Source organism: Homoserinibacter sp. GY 40078 (genome assembly GCF_008017545.1).
Lineage (GTDB): Bacteria > Actinomycetota > Actinomycetes > Actinomycetales > Microbacteriaceae > Homoserinibacter.
The window spans coordinates 507,637-528,347 of record NZ_VRTZ01000001.1; the positions used below are offsets into that span (position 1 = coordinate 507,637).

General features: G+C 70.6%; 17 protein-coding genes. 8 read left to right on the plus strand and 9 right to left on the minus strand.

What is annotated here, in order from left to right; genetic code table 11:
• Window positions 1–25: 25 nt before the first annotated feature.
• From FVQ89_RS02460 to hemE, 5 genes are all read right to left on the minus strand, one after another.
• A complete protein-coding gene (locus FVQ89_RS02460) occupies window positions 26–259 on the minus strand; it encodes a DUF3618 domain-containing protein (protein ID WP_147900333.1) in 234 nt (77 codons plus the stop codon).
• Window positions 256–687 carry a phage holin family protein gene (locus FVQ89_RS02465; RefSeq protein ID WP_147900334.1) on the minus strand — a complete coding sequence of 144 codons (432 nt, stop codon included), beginning with the start codon at window positions 685–687 and terminating at the stop codon, window positions 256–258. The genes FVQ89_RS02460 and FVQ89_RS02465 overlap by 4 nt, the downstream gene beginning before the upstream one ends.
• A 13-nt stretch (window positions 688–700) precedes the next feature.
• The gene (locus FVQ89_RS02470; RefSeq protein WP_147900335.1) at window positions 701–1,102 is read right to left on the minus strand and encodes a YtxH domain-containing protein; all 402 of its coding nucleotides are present in this window, start codon (window positions 1,100–1,102) and stop codon (window positions 701–703) included.
• A gap of 64 nt (window positions 1,103–1,166) precedes the next feature.
• Window positions 1,167–2,441 (minus strand): NAD(P)/FAD-dependent oxidoreductase, encoded by a 1,275-nt coding sequence (locus FVQ89_RS02475; protein WP_147900336.1) that lies wholly within the window; start codon window positions 2,439–2,441, stop codon window positions 1,167–1,169.
• A complete protein-coding gene (hemE, locus tag FVQ89_RS02480; RefSeq protein WP_147900337.1) occupies window positions 2,428–3,483 on the minus strand; it encodes a uroporphyrinogen decarboxylase in 1,056 nt (351 codons plus the stop codon). Before hemE ends, FVQ89_RS02475 begins: the two co-directional genes overlap by 14 nt.
• A gap of 30 nt (window positions 3,484–3,513) precedes the next feature.
• Here hemE and FVQ89_RS02485 point away from each other — a divergent pair, with 30 nt between their 5' ends.
• Window positions 3,514–4,767 (plus strand): glutamyl-tRNA reductase, encoded by a 1,254-nt coding sequence (locus FVQ89_RS02485; RefSeq protein WP_370454455.1) that lies wholly within the window; start codon window positions 3,514–3,516, stop codon window positions 4,765–4,767.
• A 77-nt stretch (window positions 4,768–4,844) separates the two neighbouring features.
• Here the strand turns inward: FVQ89_RS02485 and FVQ89_RS02490 are convergent, their stop codons facing one another.
• The 3 genes from FVQ89_RS02490 to FVQ89_RS02500 all read right to left on the minus strand — a co-directional run bounded on the left by FVQ89_RS02490 (window position 4,845) and on the right by FVQ89_RS02500 (window position 10,004).
• On the minus strand, window positions 4,845–6,821 hold the full coding sequence (locus FVQ89_RS02490; RefSeq protein ID WP_147900339.1) for a hypothetical protein: 1,977 nt from the start codon (window positions 6,819–6,821) through the stop codon (window positions 4,845–4,847).
• Between the two features lie 289 nt (window positions 6,822–7,110).
• Entirely contained in the window at window positions 7,111–8,019 is a 909-nt protein-coding gene (locus FVQ89_RS02495; RefSeq protein ID WP_147900340.1) for a serine hydrolase, read from the minus strand.
• Window positions 8,013–10,004, minus strand: a complete 1,992-nt coding sequence (locus tag FVQ89_RS02500; protein WP_147900341.1) for a M13 family metallopeptidase — start codon at window positions 10,002–10,004, stop codon at window positions 8,013–8,015. The genes FVQ89_RS02495 and FVQ89_RS02500 overlap by 7 nt, the downstream gene beginning before the upstream one ends.
• A 114-nt stretch (window positions 10,005–10,118) precedes the next feature.
• Here FVQ89_RS02500 and FVQ89_RS02505 point away from each other — a divergent pair, with 114 nt between their 5' ends.
• Together FVQ89_RS02505 and FVQ89_RS02510 are read left to right on the plus strand one after the other, a co-directional pair.
• Window positions 10,119–11,906 (plus strand): ATP-binding protein, encoded by a 1,788-nt coding sequence (locus FVQ89_RS02505; protein WP_147900342.1) that lies wholly within the window; start codon window positions 10,119–10,121, stop codon window positions 11,904–11,906.
• Between the two features lie 53 nt (window positions 11,907–11,959).
• Entirely contained in the window at window positions 11,960–12,946 is a 987-nt protein-coding gene (locus FVQ89_RS02510; protein ID WP_147900343.1) for an NAD-dependent epimerase/dehydratase family protein, read from the plus strand.
• 34 nt (window positions 12,947–12,980) lie between these two features.
• On the opposite strand, the gene FVQ89_RS02515 is transcribed toward FVQ89_RS02510, so the two are convergent.
• Window positions 12,981–14,036 carry a LacI family DNA-binding transcriptional regulator gene (locus FVQ89_RS02515; protein ID WP_147900344.1) on the minus strand — a complete coding sequence of 352 codons (1,056 nt, stop codon included), beginning with the start codon at window positions 14,034–14,036 and terminating at the stop codon, window positions 12,981–12,983.
• Window positions 14,037–14,126: 90 nt separating this feature from the next.
• Here FVQ89_RS02515 and FVQ89_RS02520 point away from each other — a divergent pair, with 90 nt between their 5' ends.
• The 5 genes from FVQ89_RS02520 to FVQ89_RS02540 all read left to right on the plus strand — a co-directional run bounded on the left by FVQ89_RS02520 (window position 14,127) and on the right by FVQ89_RS02540 (window position 20,605).
• Window positions 14,127–15,374: an MFS transporter gene (locus FVQ89_RS02520; RefSeq protein ID WP_147900345.1), complete on the plus strand. Its 1,248-nt coding sequence runs from the start codon at window positions 14,127–14,129 to the stop codon at window positions 15,372–15,374.
• A gap of 53 nt (window positions 15,375–15,427) precedes the next feature.
• Window positions 15,428–16,780: an MATE family efflux transporter gene (locus FVQ89_RS02525; protein ID WP_147900346.1), complete on the plus strand. Its 1,353-nt coding sequence runs from the start codon at window positions 15,428–15,430 to the stop codon at window positions 16,778–16,780.
• Window positions 16,777–17,967: a 23S rRNA (adenine(2503)-C(2))-methyltransferase RlmN gene (gene rlmN, locus FVQ89_RS02530; RefSeq protein WP_147900347.1), complete on the plus strand. Its 1,191-nt coding sequence runs from the start codon at window positions 16,777–16,779 to the stop codon at window positions 17,965–17,967. The genes FVQ89_RS02525 and rlmN overlap by 4 nt, the downstream gene beginning before the upstream one ends.
• Window positions 17,968–18,100: 133 nt before the next feature.
• Window positions 18,101–18,337: a hypothetical protein gene (locus FVQ89_RS02535; RefSeq protein WP_147900348.1), complete on the plus strand. Its 237-nt coding sequence runs from the start codon at window positions 18,101–18,103 to the stop codon at window positions 18,335–18,337.
• A gap of 189 nt (window positions 18,338–18,526) precedes the next feature.
• On the plus strand, window positions 18,527–20,605 hold the full coding sequence (locus tag FVQ89_RS02540) for a right-handed parallel beta-helix repeat-containing protein (protein WP_147900349.1): 2,079 nt from the start codon (window positions 18,527–18,529) through the stop codon (window positions 20,603–20,605).
• Window positions 20,606–20,711: the final 106 nt, after the last annotated feature.

The following is a 20,711-nucleotide window of genomic DNA, read 5'->3' on the forward strand; positions in this document are numbered from 1 at the left end:
CGGCGGTGCATCGAGTTCGGACGGCTCAGTCGTCGCCGCCGAACACGGCCCAGGCGACGAGGCCGACCGCGATGATCGCGACGGCGGCGCCGCCCACGATCCACGGAACGGGGTTCTTCTCGTATGCGCTCTTGGCCTTCCGGCCGAGCTCGCCCGCACGCTTGGGGACGTTCAGCTTGTCCTCGAGAGCATCGAGGGTGTCGGCCAGGTCGTGGCGGGCCTTCGTGGCTGCCGCCTTGGCGTCTGCGGTTGCGTTCATGATCCGCCTCGCTTCCCCACGCCGCGGACGGCGTGGATGTCTTTCCGGATGGATTCGATGGCCTCGGTGGGAACAGGCGGGATGCCGCGCATGAGCGTCCGGTAGCCGACGAGCCCGAGAATGACCGCGACGATGAGCAGCACGCCGGCGACGACGAGCGCGGCCGCCCAGTCGGGCATGACGTAGCTGAGCCCGATGATCGCGAGGGTCAGCAGCACCCCGATGAAGAAGAGCAGCACGACCAGCGCGCCGACGAGCAATCCAGCGCCCGTGCCGAGCGCCTTGAGCTTCGCGATGAGCTCGGCCTTGACGAGGTCGATCTCGCGCTGCACGAGCTCCTGCACCTGCTGTGGCAGTGCGGTCAGCAGGTCGATGAGCGAGCGCTTGCGCGGCTTGGTGGTCTCGGGACCGGTGGGGGTGTCGGTCATCACGCCGCTCCGATCAGGACGAGGAGCCGGAGGCCGGCTTGCGCGTGCTCGACGACTTCTTGGCGGTGCTCGACCCGGACTTCGATCCGCCCGAACTCGACTTCGTCGTCCCGGACTTCTTGGCAGCCGACGAACTCGACGCCGTGCTGCGCGAGCCGGAGCCCTGTGTGCGCGACGTGGTACGGCCGGACACCTGAGCGGCGACCTTCTTGGCGCCCTCTGCGACGAACTCGACCACCTCCGGGGTCTTGTCGCGCACGAAGTCCTGCACGGTGTCGACCCGCTTCTGCACGAGCGGCGCGTTCCACAGCTGCGACGCTGTCGACTTCAGCTGCTCGTACCTTTCGCGGCCGGCGCGGGTGCCCAGCACGTACCCGACGCCGAGTCCGGCGAGGAAGAGGATCTTGCCTTTCACGGTGCACTCCGATCTCGCGAGGTTGTCGCGGTTCTGGTGGCTCCCAGGGGGCTCATGTCCCAGCTTAACCCTCGGTAGACGGTCCGTCCGAGGGGATTGCGCCGGCCACGGTTCGCGCGTATGTGACGACGGATGCCAATCCCGTGCCCGATTCAGCCTCCCCCACCCGACGCATTCCGTCAATGGCATGAGACGGATCCGACCGACGCCCGGTGCGTTCCCACACCACGATCGCGGAGTCGACGGGCGCCGGGAGCCGAACCCCCAGCAGGGCCTCCGCGTCGGATCGTGCGCGCTCGGCGGTCACGTCGACTCCCTCGTCGTAGGACAGCCGCACGATCTGCAGGGAGGTCTGCTCGGCCAGGTGAGGCCACTTCGCCGTCACGTGGGTGAGCGCTCGGGCCGCGACATCGCGAACGCCGGCGGCCACGAGCACTCCGGTGCCCCGGGGAGCCGTCGCGAGCTCCGGTGCGTCGACGGCGAGCGTCGCCACCTGCACCCGAGTCCGCGGCGCATCGATCCCGAGGGGCGCCGCGAGCACGACCTCGCCCTCGATGCGCTCCCCCACGTCCGTCTCGACGCCCGACGAATCCCATCCGGTGACGCGCACGCCCGTCCGCACCTCGACACCGAAGCGATCGAGCTCGGCCTCGAGCGCCTCCACGAGCCGGAACATGCCGCCGCGAAGTGTTGCGACGAGCGCGCCGGCGGGGGCCTGCTCGCGCATCGCCCGCACCGCGGCGGCGAGCGATCCGTTCCGCAGGAGAGCGCTTCGCAGGCCGGGGGCCGCGCGATCGACGGGCAGCTCGTCGGGGCTGAGCGAGTGCACGCCACGGGTCACCGGGGCGACGAGCTCGTCGACGACGCGCGCGCCCATCCGCCGACGGACGAGCTCGCCGACCGTCTCCGCCTTCGAGGCGACGAGCGACGGGAGGAGGTTGTCGAGCTGGGCACGCAGCGCCGCACCGGTGCCGATCACATCGATCACGTCGCGGGCGAGCGGGACTCCGGGGATGCCCAGCAGGCTCGCGGCGGGAAGCGGCGCCGCACCGCGCGCCCGATAGACCCACGCGGGAGCGCCCGAGGGGGAGACCACCTGATCGTCGAGGTGCAGGGCGCGCAGCAGCCGCGGCAGCTCCTCGCCCCGGCGGGCGAACGCCTCAGCGCCCGCGTCCAGGTCCATTCCGGCGACGGAATGCTTGGCCACCTGTCCGCCGAGGCGGTCGCGCTCCTCGAGCACGACGACGCTGCGCCCAGCGAACACGAGCTCGCGCGCAGCTACGAGACCGGCGATCCCGCCGCCGACCACGATCGCAACGGGCAGCTCAGGCTCGGGCATGCACGAACTCCACGACGCGGGTCAGCACGTCCGGGTCGGTCTCGGGCGGCACCCCGTGGCCGAGGTTCGCGACGTGCGCGGGCGCGGCGAGACCGCGATCGAGCACATCCTCGAGGTGCGCGCTCAGCACGCTCCACGGGGCGGCCAGCAACGCGGGATCGATGTTGCCCTGCAGCGGCACTCCCCCACCCAGACGCGCGCTCGCCTCGTCGAGCGGGATCCGCCAGTCGACGCCCACCGCGTCCACCCCGAGGCCGGGGAGCAGATCGAGCATCTCGCCGCTGCCGACGCCGAAGTGGATGCGCGGCACATCGAGCCCCCGCAGCGCGCTGAGCGCCCGTGCCGAGTGCGGCGCGACCCGCCGCTGATAGTCACGGCGGGAGAGCGAGCCCATCCACGAGTCGAACAGCTGGGCGGCGCTCGCGCCGGCCTCCACCTGGGCGCGGATGAACGCCCCGGTCACATCAGCGCACCAGTTCAGGAGCGCGGCCCAGGTGTGCGGGTCTGCGTACATGAGGGATCGGGCGCGCAACTGGTCCTTCGACGGGCCGCCCTCGACGAGATACGACGCGAGCGTGTACGGCGCGCCGCCGAACGCGATGAGCGGCGTGCTGCCGAGCTCGGCGACGATCAGCCCCACCGCCTCCGCGATCGGGGCGAACGCCTCCGGGTCGACCGGCCGCAGGCGCAGCACGTCGGACGCGGTGCGGATCGGATCGTCTATCACGGGACCCCGGCCGGGGACGATCCGCACGTCCACGCCCGCGAGCAGGACCGGCACGACGATGTCGCTGAACAGGATCGCCGCATCGACGCCGTGCCGACGCACGGGCTGGAGCGTCAGCTCGGCGGCGAGGTCCGGCCGCAGGCAGGCGTCGAGCATCTCGGTGCCCTCGCGCGCCGCCCGGTACTCGGGCAGCGAACGACCCGCCTGCCGCATGAACCAGACCGGAGTGCGGTCGGGACGCTCGCCGCGCAGGGCGCGCACGAACGCCGCGTCAGTGGTTCGGCCGTCGACGAGAGGATGCAGGGGGGAGAGCACCCGACCATCCTCGCACCGGTGCCGGTTAGCATGGAGCGCGTGCTGTTCTGTCTGACGGCGAATCACGCGAACGCGGACTTCGCCCTCCTCGATCGGGTGTCTCGTATCCCGGCGTCGGAGGCGGCGACCCGACTCGCCGAGCTGGACTTCGTGCGCGGCGCGGTCGTGCTCTCCACGTGCAACCGCTTCGAGGCGTACCTCGACCTCGACGATCCGCTCGCCGCGGCCGACGCGATCGCCGCGGAGGCCGTCGTGGGCGCACTCGCCGAGCTCACCGCCGAGGATGCAGAGGCGTTGCGCGAATCGGCGCACGCCCACACCGGCGACTCCGCCGTGCGGCACCTCTTCGCGGTGACGTCCGGTCTCGAGTCGATGGTCGTGGGCGAGGAGGAGATCGCCGGGCAGGTGCAGCGTGCCGCGCAGGACGCCCGCCGCGCGGGCACCGTGAGCTCTCCGCTCGACCGGCTCTTCCAGCAGGCGGCGCGGACCTCGCGATCCGTGCGCTCGGCTGGCGACCTGAGCGGTGCCGACCGTTCGCTCGCCCGGCTCGCGCTCGACCTCGCATCCGCGCGCATCCCCGACTGGGGCAGCGCACGCGTGCTGCTCGTCGGCACGGGCCGGTACGCCGCGACGACCATCGCCTCCCTACGAGCGCGCGGCGCCGCGGACGTGCGGGTCTACTCCGCGACCGGACGTGCCGCGATGTTCGCGGCCAAATACGGCGTCCGGCCCGAGACCACACTCACCGAGGCACTCCGCGACGTCGACGTCGTGATCACCTGCACGGCGCGCTACACCGTGACTCCGGATGCGATCCCGGGCGGGAGCCCGCTGCTCGTCATCGACCTCGGCCTGCCGCGCAACGTCGACCCCGCCGTCGGCGCGATCCCCGGCGTCGAGTTGATCGACCTCGAGCTGCTGGCCCTCCACGCGCCGCTCCCCGAGCTCGCCGACTCGGCGCACGCCCTCGTCGGGGGAGCGGTCGCCGAGTTCACCGCCGACGAGACGGCGGCACCCGCGATCGTCGCGCTGCGCCGGCACATCGACGAGGTGCTCGAGGCCGAGATCGGTCGCGCCCGCACCCGCGGCGACGACGGTCGCATCGAGACGGCGCTGCGGCACTTCGCGGGCGTTCTCGTGCACGGGCCGTCGGAACGCGCACGCCTGCTCGCATCCGAGGGACGCATCGACGATTTCGCGGCAGGACTCGACGCCGTCTACGGGATCACGCCGACCGCTCCGACGCACGCCGAGACCGAGACCGACGGGATCGCATCCGCCTGATCCGCCACTCGCCCGCACGGGGGGTGACAGGATGACCGCGACCCCACCCGCCCCTGCAGCGGGTGGGGTCGCGGGACTTACGCCTCGGTGCGGGGACGCTTCCGGGCGAGGACGGCGCCCGCGACGATCGCGAGCAGCGCACCCACGGCGGCGATCCAGCCGCCCGTGGGAGCGCCCGTCAGGGCAAGGGTGTCGAGCTGACCGCAGGTCTGCCCGCCGGTCACCACGATCTGCCAGGCGGTCGGGCCGTCGAGGCCATCCGTCGGGGACTTGGTGGTCACGGTCACCTGGTGCACGCCCTTGCTGAGGTACACCGTGGAGGACGCGGCCGGCACGCCGTCGACGAAGTAGTTGACGTCCTCGAAGAACGACACCCCGTCGACGAGCCCGAGCGTGAGCACCCCGCTGCCGTCGGTCGTGCACTGCTCCGAGAGCGTCGCGCTCGTCGGGAAGAGGCCGTCGGTCGGCAGCTCACCCGAGGGCGGGTCGAGCAGGCAGTCGGGCGATGCGGTCGGGTAGGCGAGCGCCACCGTCATGGTCGGGTTCACCGAGATCGTGGCGGAGGTGATGCTGCGCGTCCAGGCGTAGTTGCCGGTGGTCTCCTGCCACTCGCCGTCGACGAGCTCCCATCCGGGCCAGCCGTTCGGCTCTCCGGTCACGGGATCGATGCTGGCGCCGGGCCACAGCACGTCGCCGGACAGGCTCAGCGTGGTCGGGTCGATCGTGCCGAGCGGGATCGTGACGGTGTTGGTGCCGTCGCTCATGATGAGCTCCGCGTCGTGGCTGGTGGCCTCACCGAACGGATCGGTCAGCACGACCTGGTAGTGGATCCACGGCGAACCCGCCTCGCAGGTGCCCGTCGCGCTCGATCCGACGAGGCCGAGGCAATCCTCGCCCACGGGGAAGTCGAGATCCCAGCTCGTCGTCGCATCGGGATCGAGCACGTACGGCCCCGTCGCGGTGGCGGTCACGTGGGCCGTCGCCGAGATGCTTCCCGGGTAGGTGTCCGGGTCGACCGGAACACCGTCGACCCACCACTGGATGCCCTCGATGTCGTCGAGCGTGTAGGTGCCGACGGCGTCGCAGTCGGTCTCGACGGTCGTGAGCGTCGGGGTCACCTCCTGCGGGCCGGGGTAGCAGTCGGGGTTGCCGGGCGGGTACTCGAGCGATGCCACGAGCTCGGGGTTGACCGCGATCGTCGCCGTCACGCCGTCACGCGACCAGGCGTAGTTGCCGGTGGTCTCCTGCCACACGCCGCCCGCGTACTCCCAGCCCGGCCAGCCGTTGGCCTCACCGGTGATCGGATCCACGCTCGCGCCGGGCCACAGCAGGTCGCCCTCGAGGGTGGTGCCGTCGGTGATCGTCCCGAGAGCGGGGGAGTAGGTGAAGCTGTCGCTGCCCGCGGCGAGGGTCAGCACCGCCTGGTCACTCGTCGAGAGGTGATCAGGGTCGATGAGCGTGACGCTGTAGTGGATGTACGGGGCGTCGTTGAGGCAGATCGCCGAGATCTCGCCCGTCAGCTCGGGCTCGCACTCGACGAACGGCATCGAGAACGTCCAGGTGCGGGTCCACTTGCCGGTGCGGGAGTCACGGGTCGCGCCCGGAATGACGCCATCGCTGGCGGCCTCGGCCTTCACCACGATGTTGTCTCCGGCCGCGGCGGGGACCGTGCCGGCCGCCGTCACGGTGCCGTTGACGTACCAGGTGACACCGGCCACGTCCGGCAGCAGGATGCTGCCGTCGCTCTCACAGGTGGGATCCGTCGGGATCGGATCGACCTGCGCAGGAGGGGTGGTCGGGTACGAGGTGGCCGCCGATGCGGAGCGCGCGGCAGACGAGGTCTGCGCGGGCGGAGCCTCGTCGCCGGCGTCCTCCTCGGCGGGAGCGGGCGACTCGTCGGCCGCCGGCTCTTCCTGAGGTTCGGACGAGGGCGATTCGGTGGCGACGGGCTCCGTCGGCGTCGCGTCGTCGGCGTACGACGGGGACAACGCGGCGATCGAGAGCCCGAGGGCGAGGAGGAAGGCGACGAGCGTCGCCACTGACTTTTTGAGCACGATGAACAGTCCTTGCAGGGGGACCCGCGCGTATGGCAGCGCACGGGCAAGGACCCACCCTCGAGCGCGCCGGAGGGAACCGGTGGGGGTGCGCTCGATGAGAGCAGATCGGGATGTGGGGGGATATTCGGGGGTGTTCGGGTATTTCGGGGTGTTCGGGTCGCACGGCTTCGGGAGGCCCGTGGGGACGGGCTATAGCGGTGCGATCCTCAACCTAGGGCCCGCCACGCCGACGAGGCAAGGCCGAACACCGGTTGGTTGCCGAACGGGGGTAGAACGCGCCGACCGCTCAGTGCACGTACTCCAGCAGATCGAGACCGACCATCCGCAACGCGTCCAGCACCCGGAGTCGCGCCGCGATCGAGGTGTCGGCGAACTGCACGGAGACGGCGTACGCGACCCCGCGACGGGGCCCGCGAAGGATGCCCGCCTCCGACCGCACGCCCTCGTCGGTGCCCGTTTTGTTGACGAGCTGGAGGCCGTGATCCACTCCGCGATGCGAGAGCGGGTCGACGCCGAACGCGCTCGCCACCATCGAGAGGTCGGTGTTGAGAGAGAGCCATCCGAGCACCCGAGATGAGGTCAGCGAGTCCACCACTTGGCCGCGGGCGAGCGCCGCGAAGAGCCACGACAGCTCCGCGGTCGATCCGACCGACAGCTGCGGGGCGTCGTCGGGGCCGCGGGTGTCGCGCACGAGGTCGATGAGGGCCGTCCGCAGGAGGCCCAGCTGCTCGGTGCGGTGTCGCACCGCATCGAGACCCACCTCTCGCAGCAGCACGTTCGTCGCGAGGTTGTCACTCGTGGCGCCGACGAGGGTTGCAAGGTCGGAGAGCGGAAGCGACCGCGCCTGCAGGTGCCGCCACAGCCCCGAATCGCCCACGGCGTCCCGCGGCGTCTTGTCGAGCGTCTCGAGCACCGGGTTCTCGTTCGCGCTCAGCCGAGCGGAGACCTCGATGAGCAGCAGGATCTTCCCGACGGACGCGGTCGGCAGCACGATCCGGTCGTCGATCGACAGCACGCGTGCCCCGGTGTCGAGGTCGATGACGGATGCCGACACCTGCGCTCCGCCGTACGCCAACTCGCCCAACGCGGTGAACGCGCCCCCGAAGCTCGGCTCCGGGTGCTCGGCACGATGCCGCGGCACGCGCACCTGAGGCACGCGCGCGCGGCGGTCGCGCAGGAGGGGGGCGTCTACCAAATGGCCACCCGGTCGTCGGGAGCGAGCCACAGCGCGTCGTCCGCGCTCACGCCGAACGCCTCGTGGAAGACGTCGATGTTGCGCACGATCTGGTTGCAGCGGAACTCGTTGGGGGAGTGCGGGTCGATCGACAGAAGCCTCAGCGCCTCTTCATCGCGCACCTTGATCTGCCATGCCTGCGCCCAGCTGAGGAAGAACCGTTCCGCGCCGGTGAGGCCGTCGACCACGGGCGGCTCCTCTCCGCCGAGCGAGAGCAGGTAGGCCTTCCATGCGATGCCGAGCCCGCCCAGGTCGCCGATGTTCTCGCCGATCGTGAGCGCCCCGTTGACGTGGTGGCCGGTCAGTTGCGCAGGCTCGAGGGCGTCGTACTGGGCGATGAGCTTCGAGGTGCGCTCTTCGAACGCCGCGCGGTCGTCGGCGGTCCACCAGTCGGTGAGCCTGCCGTCGCCATCGAAGCGCGACCCCTGGTCGTCGAAGCCGTGCCCGATCTCGTGCCCGATGACCGCGCCGATCGCCCCGTAGTTCGCGGCCGCGTCGCGGGTCTCGTCGAAGAACGGGAACTGCAGGATCGCCGCCGGGAAGACGATTTCATTGAATCCCGGGTTGTAGTACGCGTTGATCGTCTGCGGCGTCATGAACCACTCGTCGCGGTCGATGGGACGACCGATCTTGCCGAGCTCGCGCGCGAACTCGAAGGCGGCGGTCGCCCGCACGTTGCCGATCAGGTCGGATGCGTCGACGGAGAGCGCGGAGTAGTCGCGCCACTTCACGGGGTAGCCGATCTTGGGGGTGAACTTCTCGAGCTTGTCGAGGGCACGCGCGCGGGTCTCGTCGGTCATCCAGTCGAGCTCGGCGATCGAGCCGCGGTACGCCTCGACGAGGTTCGCGACGAGTTCATCCATAGCGGTCTTCGCGGCCGGGCTGAAGTGACGCTCGACGTAGATACGACCGACCGCCTCACCCATCGCGCCCTCGACGAGCGAGACCCCGCGCTTCCAGCGGGCACGCAGCTCGGGGGTTCCGGTGAGGGTCTTGCCGTAGAAGTCGAAGTTGGCGGCGACGACCTCCGAGTGCAGGTAGGGCGCGACCGAGCGGATCAGCTGGAATCGGAGCCAGTCACGCCAGGCCTCCAGGCGGTTCTCGGTGAGGAGGCCCGCGAGTCCCGTCACGAAGCTCGGCTCGCGGACGACGACCGCCTCGAACGCCCCGGCGGGCACGTCGAGCCCCTCGAGCCACACGCCGAGCGGCGCGTCAGCCCCGAGGGCGGCCGTCTCGGTCCAGGTCATCGGGTTGTAGGTGGCCTGGCTGTCGCGCGTGCGCACGTTGTCCCAGTGGTGCGAGGCGATCGCCGTCTCCAGCTCGAGCACCCGGGCCGCGCGGGCGGGGGCCTCGTCGAACCCGGCGAGGGTCAGCATCCGCTCGAGGAAGGCCAGGTACGCCTCGCGGATGCCCGCGAACTTCTCTTCGCGATAGTACGACTCGTCGGGAAGCCCGAGCCCCGCCTGCTCGAGGAACACGAGGTAGCGCTCCGGGTCGCCGGGGTCGTTGTCGACGAAGGCGGCGAAGAACCCGCCGACGCCGGTGCGCTCGAAGGCGCCCAGCGCACGCAGGAACGACGGGATGTCGAGCAGTCCGGCGACCGACGCCAGGTCGGCTCGCAGCGGCTCCCACCCGAGGGAGTCGATGCGCTCCTCGTCCATGAAGCTCGCGTAGAGGTCGCCGAAGGTGCGCTCCTCCGTGCCGGGCTCGGCGCCCTGCGCCTCCTCGATGATCTCGCGCACCGCCTGCTCCGCCGCCTCGGCGAGCAGGTAGAAGGACCCGTAGCGCGCCTTGTCGGAGGGGATCTCGGTGCGGTCGATCCACTTTCCGTTGACGTGGCGGAACAGGTCGTCCTGCGGGCGGATGCTGGGGTCGAGCTCGTCGAGGGCGATGCCGGATGCACTGCGATGCGTCACGTCGATGGAGGCCGCGGCATGGTCGTTCATGGATGTCAGCCTAGGCACTGAACTCACTACCGACGTCGATCTACATCGCGAATGGATGCCGGCCGACAACCAGCATCACTGAGGGTATAGTGATGCATCAGTGAGGAGTCAGTGATGTGGGAGACCAGCCAAGGGAGCCTTGAGGTCGTCGTCGAGCGCCTTCGTGCCGCGAAGACCGACCTCACCCACGTCGAGGCCAAGGCGGCGGTCGGCCGACTCCCCGTATCGATCTGGGAGACGGTCTCGGCCTTCAGCAACGACGGCGGTGGCGTGATCCTCCTCGGCCTCGATGAGGGGGCCAACTTCGCGCCCGCCCCCGGGTTCGACGCCACCTCGATTCGCGACGCGGTCGCCGAGGGTTTCCGCCCGCGCCGCGCGCATGAGCCGGATGGCCCCGTCACCCCCCGGGCGCAGGGAACCATAGAAATCGACACGATCGACGGCCGGCCGATCGTCGTGGTCGATGTCGACGAGCTTCCGCCTGATCAGAAACCATGTTTCGTGTCGAGCAAAGGCAAGGAGAGCGGGAGCTTCGAGCGCGTCGGCGACGGCGATCGCCGAATGAGCACCTACGCGGTATTCCTCCTCAGCACCTCCGCGCAGCAGCCGACGGATGACCTGCGGCCGGTAGACGGCGCCACGATCGATGACCTCGACCCCGCTCAGGTTGCGCGCTTCGTCACCAGGCTTCGAGAGACCCGGCCGCGATCCGTCGCCGACCTCACTGATGAACGCGACATCCTCACACGACACAACGTCCTCTCAGCTGATCGGTCAACACCGACGCTCGCGGGGCTCATGTCGTTCGGTCGCTACCCTCAGCACTTCCTCCCCCAGCTGATGATCAGCTTTGCCGCATATCCCGGTCACGACAAAGCCGACGTGCGAGGCGACGTGCGAATGCTCGACCGCCGCATCATCGAGGGTTCGATTCCGTTGATGGTCGACGACGCGGTGAGCGCGACCCTGAAGAACTTGCAGACGCGGCGGGTCTCACGCGGTGCAGGTGCAGCGGACGAACCGGAGATCCCCGTCGATGCCCTCCGTGAAGCGATCGTCAACGCGCTCGCGCACCGTGACTACAGCGAATACGCGACCGGCGACCAGGTGCGCATCGAGGTGTATCCCGACCGTGTTGAGATCGCCAATCCTGGGGGGATCTGGGGAGGGAGACGCGAAGTCGACCTCTACGACGGCAGCTCGCGGTCCCGCAATCGCGTGCTCGCGAGCCTGCTCACGGAGGTCCCCTTCCCCGACCGCAGCGAGACCGTCAGCGAGAATGCGGGCTCGGGGATTCCGCGAATGACGGGCGTGATGGGCCGTGCGGGCCTCCTCGCACCGCGCTTTCTTCCGACCATCACCGGGATGACGGTTGTGCTCGACCGTCATGGCATCCTCGGCCCGGACGTCGAACCATGGCTTCAGGAGGTCGGAGCGAGCCGACTCGATCGACCAGAGCGCCTCGCGCTCGCCCTGGTCTATCGGGGCTTCGACCTCCACGACCAATTGCTCCGAGCGCTGCTCGGCGTCGACACCGAGGAAGCGAAACAGACCCTCCGCGGGCTCGTCATCGGCGGGTGGCTCGCGTTCCCGAAGCGGCCCGGCGATCCGTACCGACCCGGAGCGCTGCTCGCCCATCATCTCGATCGGGGATCGACACCGCTGTTCGAGATGACCCGGATGCCGACGCGGCCTGCGGGATTCGCCGAGCTGAGTCTTGACGAGAAGATCATCGCAATGCTCGAAGTCGTCGAGGAAGCCGACATCCACGATCTCGCGCTGTTCATCGACAGCACGCCGAACGCGATCCGGCCGCGCTTGCGAGTACTCATCGATCAGGGCGCCGTCGTCCCGACGGCCGCGCCTCAGAGCAAGAACCGCCGATACCGGCGCCCGCGGTAGTCGAGATCCGGCGTTGCCGGTGCGTCGACCGAGGCGTCCGTAGACTCGGCGGCATGGGTGCGAGGACGGTCCTGATCATCGGCGGCAACGGGATCATCAGCGGCTCGGTCTCGCGCCGCGCGGTGGAGCTCGGGTGGGATGTCACCCTGCTCAACCGGGGCCGCTCGAGCACGCGCCCGCCCATCGAGGGAGCCCGCACGCTCATCGGCGACGCGGGCGACCCCGCATCGATCGCGGCGGCGGTCGGGGAGCGCGAGTTCGACGTGGTCGTGAACTTCCGCTCGTTCCTTCCGGAGCAGGTCGCCGCCGATATCGAGCTCTTCGGCGGACGCACCGGGCAGTACATCTACATCTCGTCGGCATCCGCCTACCAGAAGCCCATCGCGCAGCTGCCGATCGTCGAGTCGACGCCGCTGCGCAATCCTTTCTGGCAGTACTCACGCGACAAGATCGCGAGCGAGGACCTGCTCGTCGCCGCCTACCGCGAGGCCGGGTTCCCGGCGACGATCGTGCGGCCCTCCCACACCTACGATGAGACGCTCATCCCGCTCGATGGCGGGTGGACGCCGCTGCAGCGGATGCTCGACGGCAAGCCGATCGTGATCCACGGCGATGGCACGAGCTGGTGGACGCTCACCCACGCGCGGGACTTCGCACGCGCCTTCGTCGGCCTGTTCGGCAATCCGCACGCGATCGGCAGCCCCGTCCACATCACGGGCGACGAGTCGCTCACCTGGGACGAGATCGCGCGCACCCTCGGCCGCGCCCTCGGGGTGGAGCCACGGATCGTGCACATCGCGTCGGAGTCGATCGCCCGCGAGATCCCCGCGATGGGTCCCGGCCTCGTGGGCGACAAGGCGCACTCCGTGCTCTTCGACAACACACGGATCAAGACCCTCGTGCCCGGCTGGGTGGCGACGACTCCCTTCGAGGAGGGCGCACGCGAGATCGCCGAGTGGTACCTCGCGGACGGCTCGCGCCGGTCGGTGGATGCCGAACTCGACGCCGCGTTCGACCGCTTGGCCGCATCCGCGGGCTGAGCAGCTGACCGGGCTGACCCGCTGAGCCGCCGCCTCAGGCGCGGGGCGGGGCGACCGTCTCGCCGCGGCGCAGTTCGGCGCCGAGAGCGACCCCCGCCGGCATCTCACCGACGAGCGAGGCCCGAACGGCGCGACCCGCCGCGCGACCCTTCTCGACCGCGGGCTGGGCGAGCGTCGTGAGCACGTGCGAGGTGATGCCATCGAGCCGCGCGCCGTCGAATCCGAGCACGCTGAGATCCGTGGGGACGGCGAGGCCGAGCTCCTCGGCCGCTCGAATCGCCCCCACGGCCAGCAGGTCGCTCTGCGCGATAATCGCCGTGGGGCGGTCACCGGGCACGTCGAGCAGCGCCCGACCCGCGACGTAGCCTTCGGCGACGGTGCTGGCTCCGGCCGAGACGCCCGTGGCGTCGGGGAAGACCTCGCGCGCGCCGCGGATCCGCTCCATCGCCGTGTAGGCGGTGGCCTCCGCCTCGCGCTCCGGGGTGAGAGGGGCGCGGAGGCGGTCGATGTCGAGCGGCAGCGTGACCAGCGCGACACGCTCATGCCCGAGCTCGCGCAGCAGTTCGGCGCCCCGACGGGTGGCATCCGCGTTGTCGAGGTCGATGGGCACCACGCCATCGAGTGGCGGCGCCTCGATCGCGATGAGCGGGATGCGTCGACGGCGCAGCAGCTCGACGGAACCGGCGAGATCGGCGCTGCAGCCGAGGAGCACCGCAGCGTCCATGGGGGCTGCGGCGAGATCGGCGCGCGATCCGGGCGACCAGGGGAGCACCAGGAGGCCGAGGCCCTCGTCCGCGAGCTCGTCGCCCAGGCCGTCGAGGAGGGCCAGGTTGATGGGGTCGCGGAAGGCGTCGCCGAGGCGGTCCTCGGTGACGACGCCGACGATGCCGGTGCGACCGCGACGCAGGGAGCGGGCGGTGGGGTTCGGGCCCGCGTAGCCGAGGGCCGACGCGGCTTCGAGCACTCGCTCCCGGGTCGCTTCGGCGACGGGACCCGATCCGCTGAAGACGAGCGACGCGGTGGAGGCCGACACGCCTGCGCGCGCGGCGACGGCCGAGAGCGTCGGGCGGGTGTTTGCGGTGTCGGACATCGCGCATTAGCCTACTCGAAACGATTCGATCGAATCGATTCGACCCGCTTCGGCGGATAGGCTCCACTCCCAGAGGACACCCCGGATCGCATGACCACCAGAACCGCACGCCCCGCCCACGCCACCTCCTGGCGCAACGCCGTGTTCGCGACCTTCGCCCTCAACGGCATCGGCGCCATGACGTGGGCGATCCGCATCCCGGCGATCCGCGACCACCTCGAGCTCAGCACCTCGGTGGTGGGGCTGCTCATCCTCTCGGTCTCGGTCGGGTCGATCGTGGGGCTGCTGTTCGCAAGCCACCTCATGCACTGGCTCGGCGACCGTCGAGTGATCGGCATCACGCTGGGCATGTGCGCGGTCGCGCTCGCGGGGATCGGCATCGGCACCTCGGTGCTCGGCAGTTTCGGCGTGGTCGTCGTCGCCATGGCGGTGTACGGATTCGGCACCGCCGTGTGCGACGTGGCGATGAACGTCGAGGGCGCGGGCGTCGAGAAGGCGATCGGCCGCACGATGCTGCCGCTCTTCCACGCCTCGTGGTCGGCGGGCAGCGTCGTCGGCACGGGCATCGGAACCGCCGCGGCGTTCGCAGGCGTCGATCCCGCGATCCACCTCACCGTCATGGCCGTCGTGCTCGGGGCCGGTGCGATTGTGGTTCCCCGCTTCATCCCGCCGGCCGCGACCCACGACGAGTCGGGGCAGGCCGTCGTGCGGCTCTCCTTCCGCGAGCGCATGGCGATCTGGCTTGAGCCGCGCACGCTTCTCCTCGGCGTCATCGTGCTCGGCATGGCCTTCACCGAAGGCTCCGCGAACGACTGGATCGCGCTCGCGATGGTCGACGACCGCGGCTTCGACAACGGCCAGGGCGCCGCGACCTTCACCCTCTTCACCGTCGCGATGACGATCGGTCGCCTGGCGGGCGGCCCGCTCGTCGACCGCTACGGCCGGGTGCGTCTGCTCTGGGCCACTGGCGCATCCGCCGCGATCGGCCTCGCGATCGTCATCTTCGTGCCGATCGTGCCGCTGCTGCTCGCGGGGGTCGTGCTGTGGGGGCTCGGGGCCTCGCTCGGGTTCCCGCTGGCGATGTCGGCGGCGGCCGACGACCCCGCGCGAGCGGCGGCGCGCGTCTCGGCGGTCGCCACCATCGGCTACAGCGCGTTCCTCATCGGCCCGCCGCTCATCGGCTTCGTCGGCGAGCACATCGGGTTGCTGAACGCGTTGCTCATCGTGTTCGTGCTGATCGTGGTCGCGACCATCGCGGCCCCCGCGGCGCGGCCGGTCGGCTCGGGATCGCGGGCACCAGCGACCGCCGAGCCTCCGGCATCCGAGCAGATGCGCTGATCCGCCGCCCCGGCGCCCGCACGGCTGTCGCCTGGCCCGGATACCGTGGAACCGTGCGCGAGGTCGACCGGCGGATCCTGCGGCTCGCGGTCCCGGCGCTCGGGGCGCTCATCGCGGAGCCGCTGTTCCTCGCGACCGACACGGCGCTCGTCGGCCACCTCGGCGTCGACCAGCTCGCGGCGCTCGGCGTGGCCGCCACGATCATCCAGACAGCGATCGGCCTGCTCGTCTTCCTCGCCTACGCGACGACCCCCGCCGTCGCGCGGCTGCTCGGCTCGGGCGAGCGCACCGCGGCCGTACGGGCGGGTATCGACGGCATCTGGCTCGCCCTCGGCATCGGGGTCGCGCTGGCGATCGTCGGACCGTTCGTCGCGCATCCTCTTTCCGCCGCCTTCGGCGCCTCCAACGAGGTGACCGGCCTCGCCGCGCTCTACGTCGCGATCTCGTCGGCGGGGGTCCCCGCGATGCTCGTCGTGATCGCCGCCACGGGACTCCTCCGGGGCCTGCAGGACACCCGCACGCCTCTCGTGATCGCGGTCGCCGGATTCGGGGCGAACGCGCTCCTCAACGCGGCGCTCATCTACGGCGCCGGGTGGGGCATCGCCGGATCGGCGATCGGCACGGTCGCCGCACAGTGGGGCATGGCCGCCGCCTGTCTCGCGATCGCGGTACGGCACGCCCGACGCACCGGCGCATCCGTGCGGCCCGGCCTGCCCGGCGTCGCCTCCGCCGCCCGCGCCGGGGGATGGATGCTGCTGCGCACCCTGACCCTCCGGATCGCGCTCGTCGCGACCACCGTTGCCGCGGCATCCGCGGGCACCGTCACGCTCGCCTCGACCCAGGTGCTCTTCCAGCTGACGTTCCTGCTCGCCCTCGCGCTCGACGCGTTCGCGATCGCGGCCCAGGCGATCGTCGGGCACGACCTCGGCACCGGGGATCGGGATGCCGTGCGGGCGCTCGTCCGGCGGCTCCTGCTGTGGGGCCTCGGGTCGGGCGTGGCCCTCGGGGTGGTGCTCGCGATCGCCTCGCCGTGGCTCGGCGCGGTGTTCTCCGGAAACGCCGGGGTGATCGCGGCGGTGCCTGCCGGTGCCCTCGTGGTCGCGGTCACGATGCCCCTCGCCGCGGTGGTGTTCGTGCTCGACGGGGTGCTGATCGGTTCCGCCGATGGGCACTATCTCGCCCTCGCCGGCCTCGTGAACCTGGTCGTATATCTGCCGCTGCTGTGGCTCGCCGCGCAGGTGCCCGAGGGCTCGGAGGTCGCGGGGGCGGGGGCCGCGGTGCTCGCGATCCAGCTCGCATACTGCGTCGGCTTCTACGGCATCCGCGCCCTCACCCTCGGGGTGCGCGCAGCGGGTACGCGCTGGATGGGGCCGTCACAGGGCCTGTCTGCGAGAATCGACGGATGAGCGACGTGCGGCAGGTGCGACCCCGGACCGAGGGGTGGACGCAGAAGGTCGCGGCCGACGGCCGACCGGTGCTGCAGTTCGCGTCCCCTCGACGCACCCAGCCGCCCGTGCACCTCGCCGACCTCACCCCCGACGAGCGCGCGGCGAAGGTCGAGGAGCTCGGCCTTCCCGCCTTCCGCGCGAAGCAGATCGCCACCCACTACTTCACCCATTACACGACCGACCCCGAGCAGATGACCGACCTGCCCGCCGCCGGTCGTCAGGAGCTCGTCGAGGCGATGCTCCCGCCGTTGCTCACCGAGGTGCGGCGGCTGCGCACCGACGGCGGCGAGACGATCAAGTTCCTCTGGCGCCTCTTCGACGGCGCGCTCGTCGAGTCGGTGCTCATGCGCTACCCCGGTCGCGTCACGCTGTGCGTCTCGAGCCAGGCGGGATGCGGCATGAACTGCCCGTTCTGCGCCACGGGCCAGGCGGGGCTCACCCGCAACATGTCCGCAGCCGAGATCGTCGACCAGGTCGTCGCGGCGAACCGCGCGATCGCCGCGGGCGAGCTCGGCGGCCTCCGCCGCGACGGCGGCCACGACGCGCCGCGGGTCACGAACATCGTGTTCATGGGCATGGGCGAACCGCTCGCGAACTACAACCGGCTCATGAAGGCGGTGCGCACGATGGTGGCGCCGCAGCCCGCCGGACTCGGGATGTCGGCCCGGCAGATCACGGTCTCGTCCGTCGGCCTCGCCCCCGCGATCCGCAAGCTCGCCGACGAAGACCTCCCGCTGACCTTCGCCCTCAGCCTCCACGCCCCAGACGACACCCTCCGCGACGAGCTCATCCCCGTGAACTCGCGCTGGAAGGTCGACGAGGCGCTCGACGCCGCCCGCCACTACTTCGAGGTGACCGGCCGTCGCGTCTCGATCGAGTACGCCCTCATCAAGGACATGAACGACCACGGCTGGCGAGCGGACCTGCTGGCCGAGAAGCTCAACGAGCGCGGTCGCGGCTGGGTGCATGTGAACCCGATCCCGCTGAATCCGACGCCCGGATCCGTGTGGACCTCGTCCGACCCGGACGTGACGGCCGAGTTCATCCGACGCCTCGAGGCCGCCGGCATCCCCACGACGCTGCGCGACACCCGCGGCAAGGAGATCGACGGCGCCTGCGGGCAACTCGCCGCTGCAGACGCGTAGCGGCGTCCTTACTTTTGCCAGGGGTGGGACGCGTTGTCCATCACCCGTTCTCGGGTCTGTCCGACGGTCGAGACCCGGCCGTACAGTGAGCGTCTCCCCGCGCGGGCCTCCCGACCCGCGGAAAGGCCTCCCCATGCCGCCCGTACATTCGCTTACCCCCCTCCCCGACCGTGACGAGCTCGATGAACTGCTTCAGCTCGCCACCCGTGGCATCGTGCGCACCGACCTGCACGACCACCGCTGGGACGCGCTCATCGTGGGCGTCACACGACGCGGCGTCGTGACCGCCGCCGATCGGCGTGCCGCCGAGACACTGCTCGAGGTGATCGCGCACGAGCGCGCCGCGGCTCCGATCGCCGAGGCCTCCTAGACGCCGATCTCGCGTCAGCGCACGTCCCCCGGCCTGCCGGGGACGGTACACCTTGTCGCCTCACGGGGGTAGGACGCTCGGGTTTCCCCTCAAACCGGGGTCTGCCGGCTTCTAGGTTCGTGGGGCACATTGCCGGAGGCGTCATCTGTCGTGCCCCGGCGTTCGCATCGTCGAGCCGAAGGACCACCCGTGACCTCCACACCCCGCCGCCTTCTCGCCGCATCCGGATCGATCGCCCTCGGGCTCGCGTTCGTGGGCCTCACCGCCGCGCCCGCCTCCGCCGCCACCTACTCGGTGAGCAGCCCGACGGAGTCGGCGCTCACCACCGCGATCAACGACGCGAACGCGAACCCCGGTCTCGACACCATTACCATCACGGCGACCGGGACGGTCACCCTCACCGCGGATCTACCCGCCATCACCGACACCGTCCAGATCGTTGGACCCGGGGCGGATCAGTTCACGATCGACGCGAACGGCCATGACGCATTCGTTGTTCAGTCGGTCAGCGGCACGCCTTCGATCAGCGGGCTGCGCATCACCGGGGCGAGCGGTGACGGCATCTACGCCGCGGACACGAACCTCACCCTCGATGACATCACGGTGAACGACTCGGCCGACGACGGCCTGCGCTTCGCCCCGGGCAACCCCCCGTACGTGCTCCTCATCAGCGACTCGGACTTCTCGTCGAACTCCGGCGACGGGGCCGAGATCGACCTCGCCGGTGCCGCGGCGGTGCGCGACTCCATCACGAATTCGACCTTCTCGTCGAACGGCGGTGAGGGCCTCCACCTCAAGCTCCGCGCGGCAACTGGGCTCGACCTGACCAACATCACGGCGACCGAGAACGCCGGCACGAACCTCTACCTCGACGCGGCAGACTCCGCGACGCTCGACGCGAACACGGTCGTCACGACGGGCTCGGCGACGGCTCGCGGCATCGACATCGACAACGGAGCAGGAGCCATCGTCGAGTTCACCGACGTCACGGCGACCGGGAACGCGGGCGACAACGTCCACACCGACGTCCAGGGCAGCAGCAAGCTCACCCTGACGAACGTGGACGGCTCCGAGTCGACCGACTCGTCGGGGGTCTACTTCGGCGTCAGCCAGGGCGGCAAGCTGTCGGTCGACGGTCTGGTCACGAACGACAACGCGAGCTCGGGTCTCGTCCTCGAGGTGAAGGACTCCGGGGTTCTCGGGATCGACGACCTGACCACCTCGAGCAATGGCGAGGGCGGAGTCGAACTGTCCGTCGCGGCAGGCGCGGACGTCGACCTCAGCAACGGCACGATCTCCGACAACACGGACTACCCCGGCCTGTCCATCGATGCCCAGCTGTCTGGACATGTCGACATCACCGGATACAGCATCACGGGCAGCGGCGGGGACGGCATCACGGCCTCCCTCGCCGGCTCGGCGCACCTCACGGTCGCCCAGTCGACCATCGCCGACAACTCCGACACCGGTGTCGAAATCGACATGACCGAGTCGGCCGCGCTCGATGTCGACGAGTCGACCATCTCGGGCAACGGCTCCTCCGGCTTCTTCGCGTCGATCGATCAGGGCACACGTGTGGGCATCACGAACTCGACGATCTCGGGCAACACGACGGGGAGCTTCGGCCCGGCCGCTCTCGAGATCGACGGCGCCGCTGAGGGCGAGCAGGTCACGATCCTGTTGTCGACGATCGTCGACAACATCGGCGCGTTCAGCGCGCCCGGAGTGTGGCTGGACAACATCGACTCGCTCACCATCGACCACAGCATCATCGCCGGGCATGACGCCTCCGACCTGCTGATCGCCAACCCCCAGAACGTCACCGTGGCTCACTCGCTCGTCGAGGTGTCTGCGGACGCGAACACGACCACGGCGCTCTCCAGCGGCACCGGCAACATCGTGGGCGTCGACCCGGAGCTGGGGGACCTGGCCGACAACGGCGGCCCGACCCTCACGCACCTTCCCCAGATCGGCAGCCCCGTGGTCGACGCGGGTGACGCGGCGAGCATCACGGACGCGCCCGCCACCGACCAGCGCGGCGAATCGCGCGTCGCGGTGGACGAGATCGACCTCGGCGCCGTCGAGGCGACCGCGGCCGAGCTCACGCCTCCGACGACCACCGACCCCGCGAGCGACGGCGACCCGTCGAGCGTCGACGAGCTGCCGGACACCGGCGTCGAGTCCGGAACCATGGCGATCCTCGGCGGGCTGCTGCTCACGCTGGGCGCGCTGGCTCTGGCCGTACGGCGCCGTCGCGCGGTCGCCTGACCGACCGCGGCGGGCGGGATCGCCCGGGCTGAGAATTCTCCGCGCACATGTCCCGGGCGGCGATAGAATAAAGAGGTGGACGCCACTTCTGTGCCTGCTCTAGCGC

Bases quoted from the DNA above. Each gene is read 5' to 3' on its own strand.
- FVQ89_RS02500 (WP_147900341.1), bottom strand. From the start codon at position 10,004: ATGAACGACCATGCCGCGGCCTCCATCGACGTGACGCATCGCAGTGCA.
- FVQ89_RS02475 (WP_147900336.1), bottom strand. From the start codon at position 2,441: ATGCCCGAGCCTGAGCTGCCCGTTGCGATCGTGGTCGGCGGCGGGATC.
- FVQ89_RS02460 (WP_147900333.1), bottom strand. From the start codon at position 259: ATGAACGCAACCGCAGACGCCAAGGCGGCAGCCACGAAGGCCCGCCAC.
- rlmN (WP_147900347.1), top strand. From the start codon at position 16,777: ATGAGCGACGTGCGGCAGGTGCGACCCCGGACCGAGGGGTGGACGCAG.
- FVQ89_RS02465 (WP_147900334.1), bottom strand. From the start codon at position 687: ATGACCGACACCCCCACCGGTCCCGAGACCACCAAGCCGCGCAAGCGC.
- FVQ89_RS02535 (WP_147900348.1), top strand. From the start codon at position 18,101: ATGCCGCCCGTACATTCGCTTACCCCCCTCCCCGACCGTGACGAGCTC.
- FVQ89_RS02510 (WP_147900343.1), top strand. From the start codon at position 11,960: ATGGGTGCGAGGACGGTCCTGATCATCGGCGGCAACGGGATCATCAGC.
- FVQ89_RS02505 (WP_147900342.1), top strand. From the start codon at position 10,119: ATGTGGGAGACCAGCCAAGGGAGCCTTGAGGTCGTCGTCGAGCGCCTT.
- FVQ89_RS02485 (WP_370454455.1), top strand. From the start codon at position 3,514: ATGGAGCGCGTGCTGTTCTGTCTGACGGCGAATCACGCGAACGCGGAC.
- FVQ89_RS02515 (WP_147900344.1), bottom strand. From the start codon at position 14,036: ATGTCCGACACCGCAAACACCCGCCCGACGCTCTCGGCCGTCGCCGCG.
- FVQ89_RS02520 (WP_147900345.1), top strand. From the start codon at position 14,127: ATGACCACCAGAACCGCACGCCCCGCCCACGCCACCTCCTGGCGCAAC.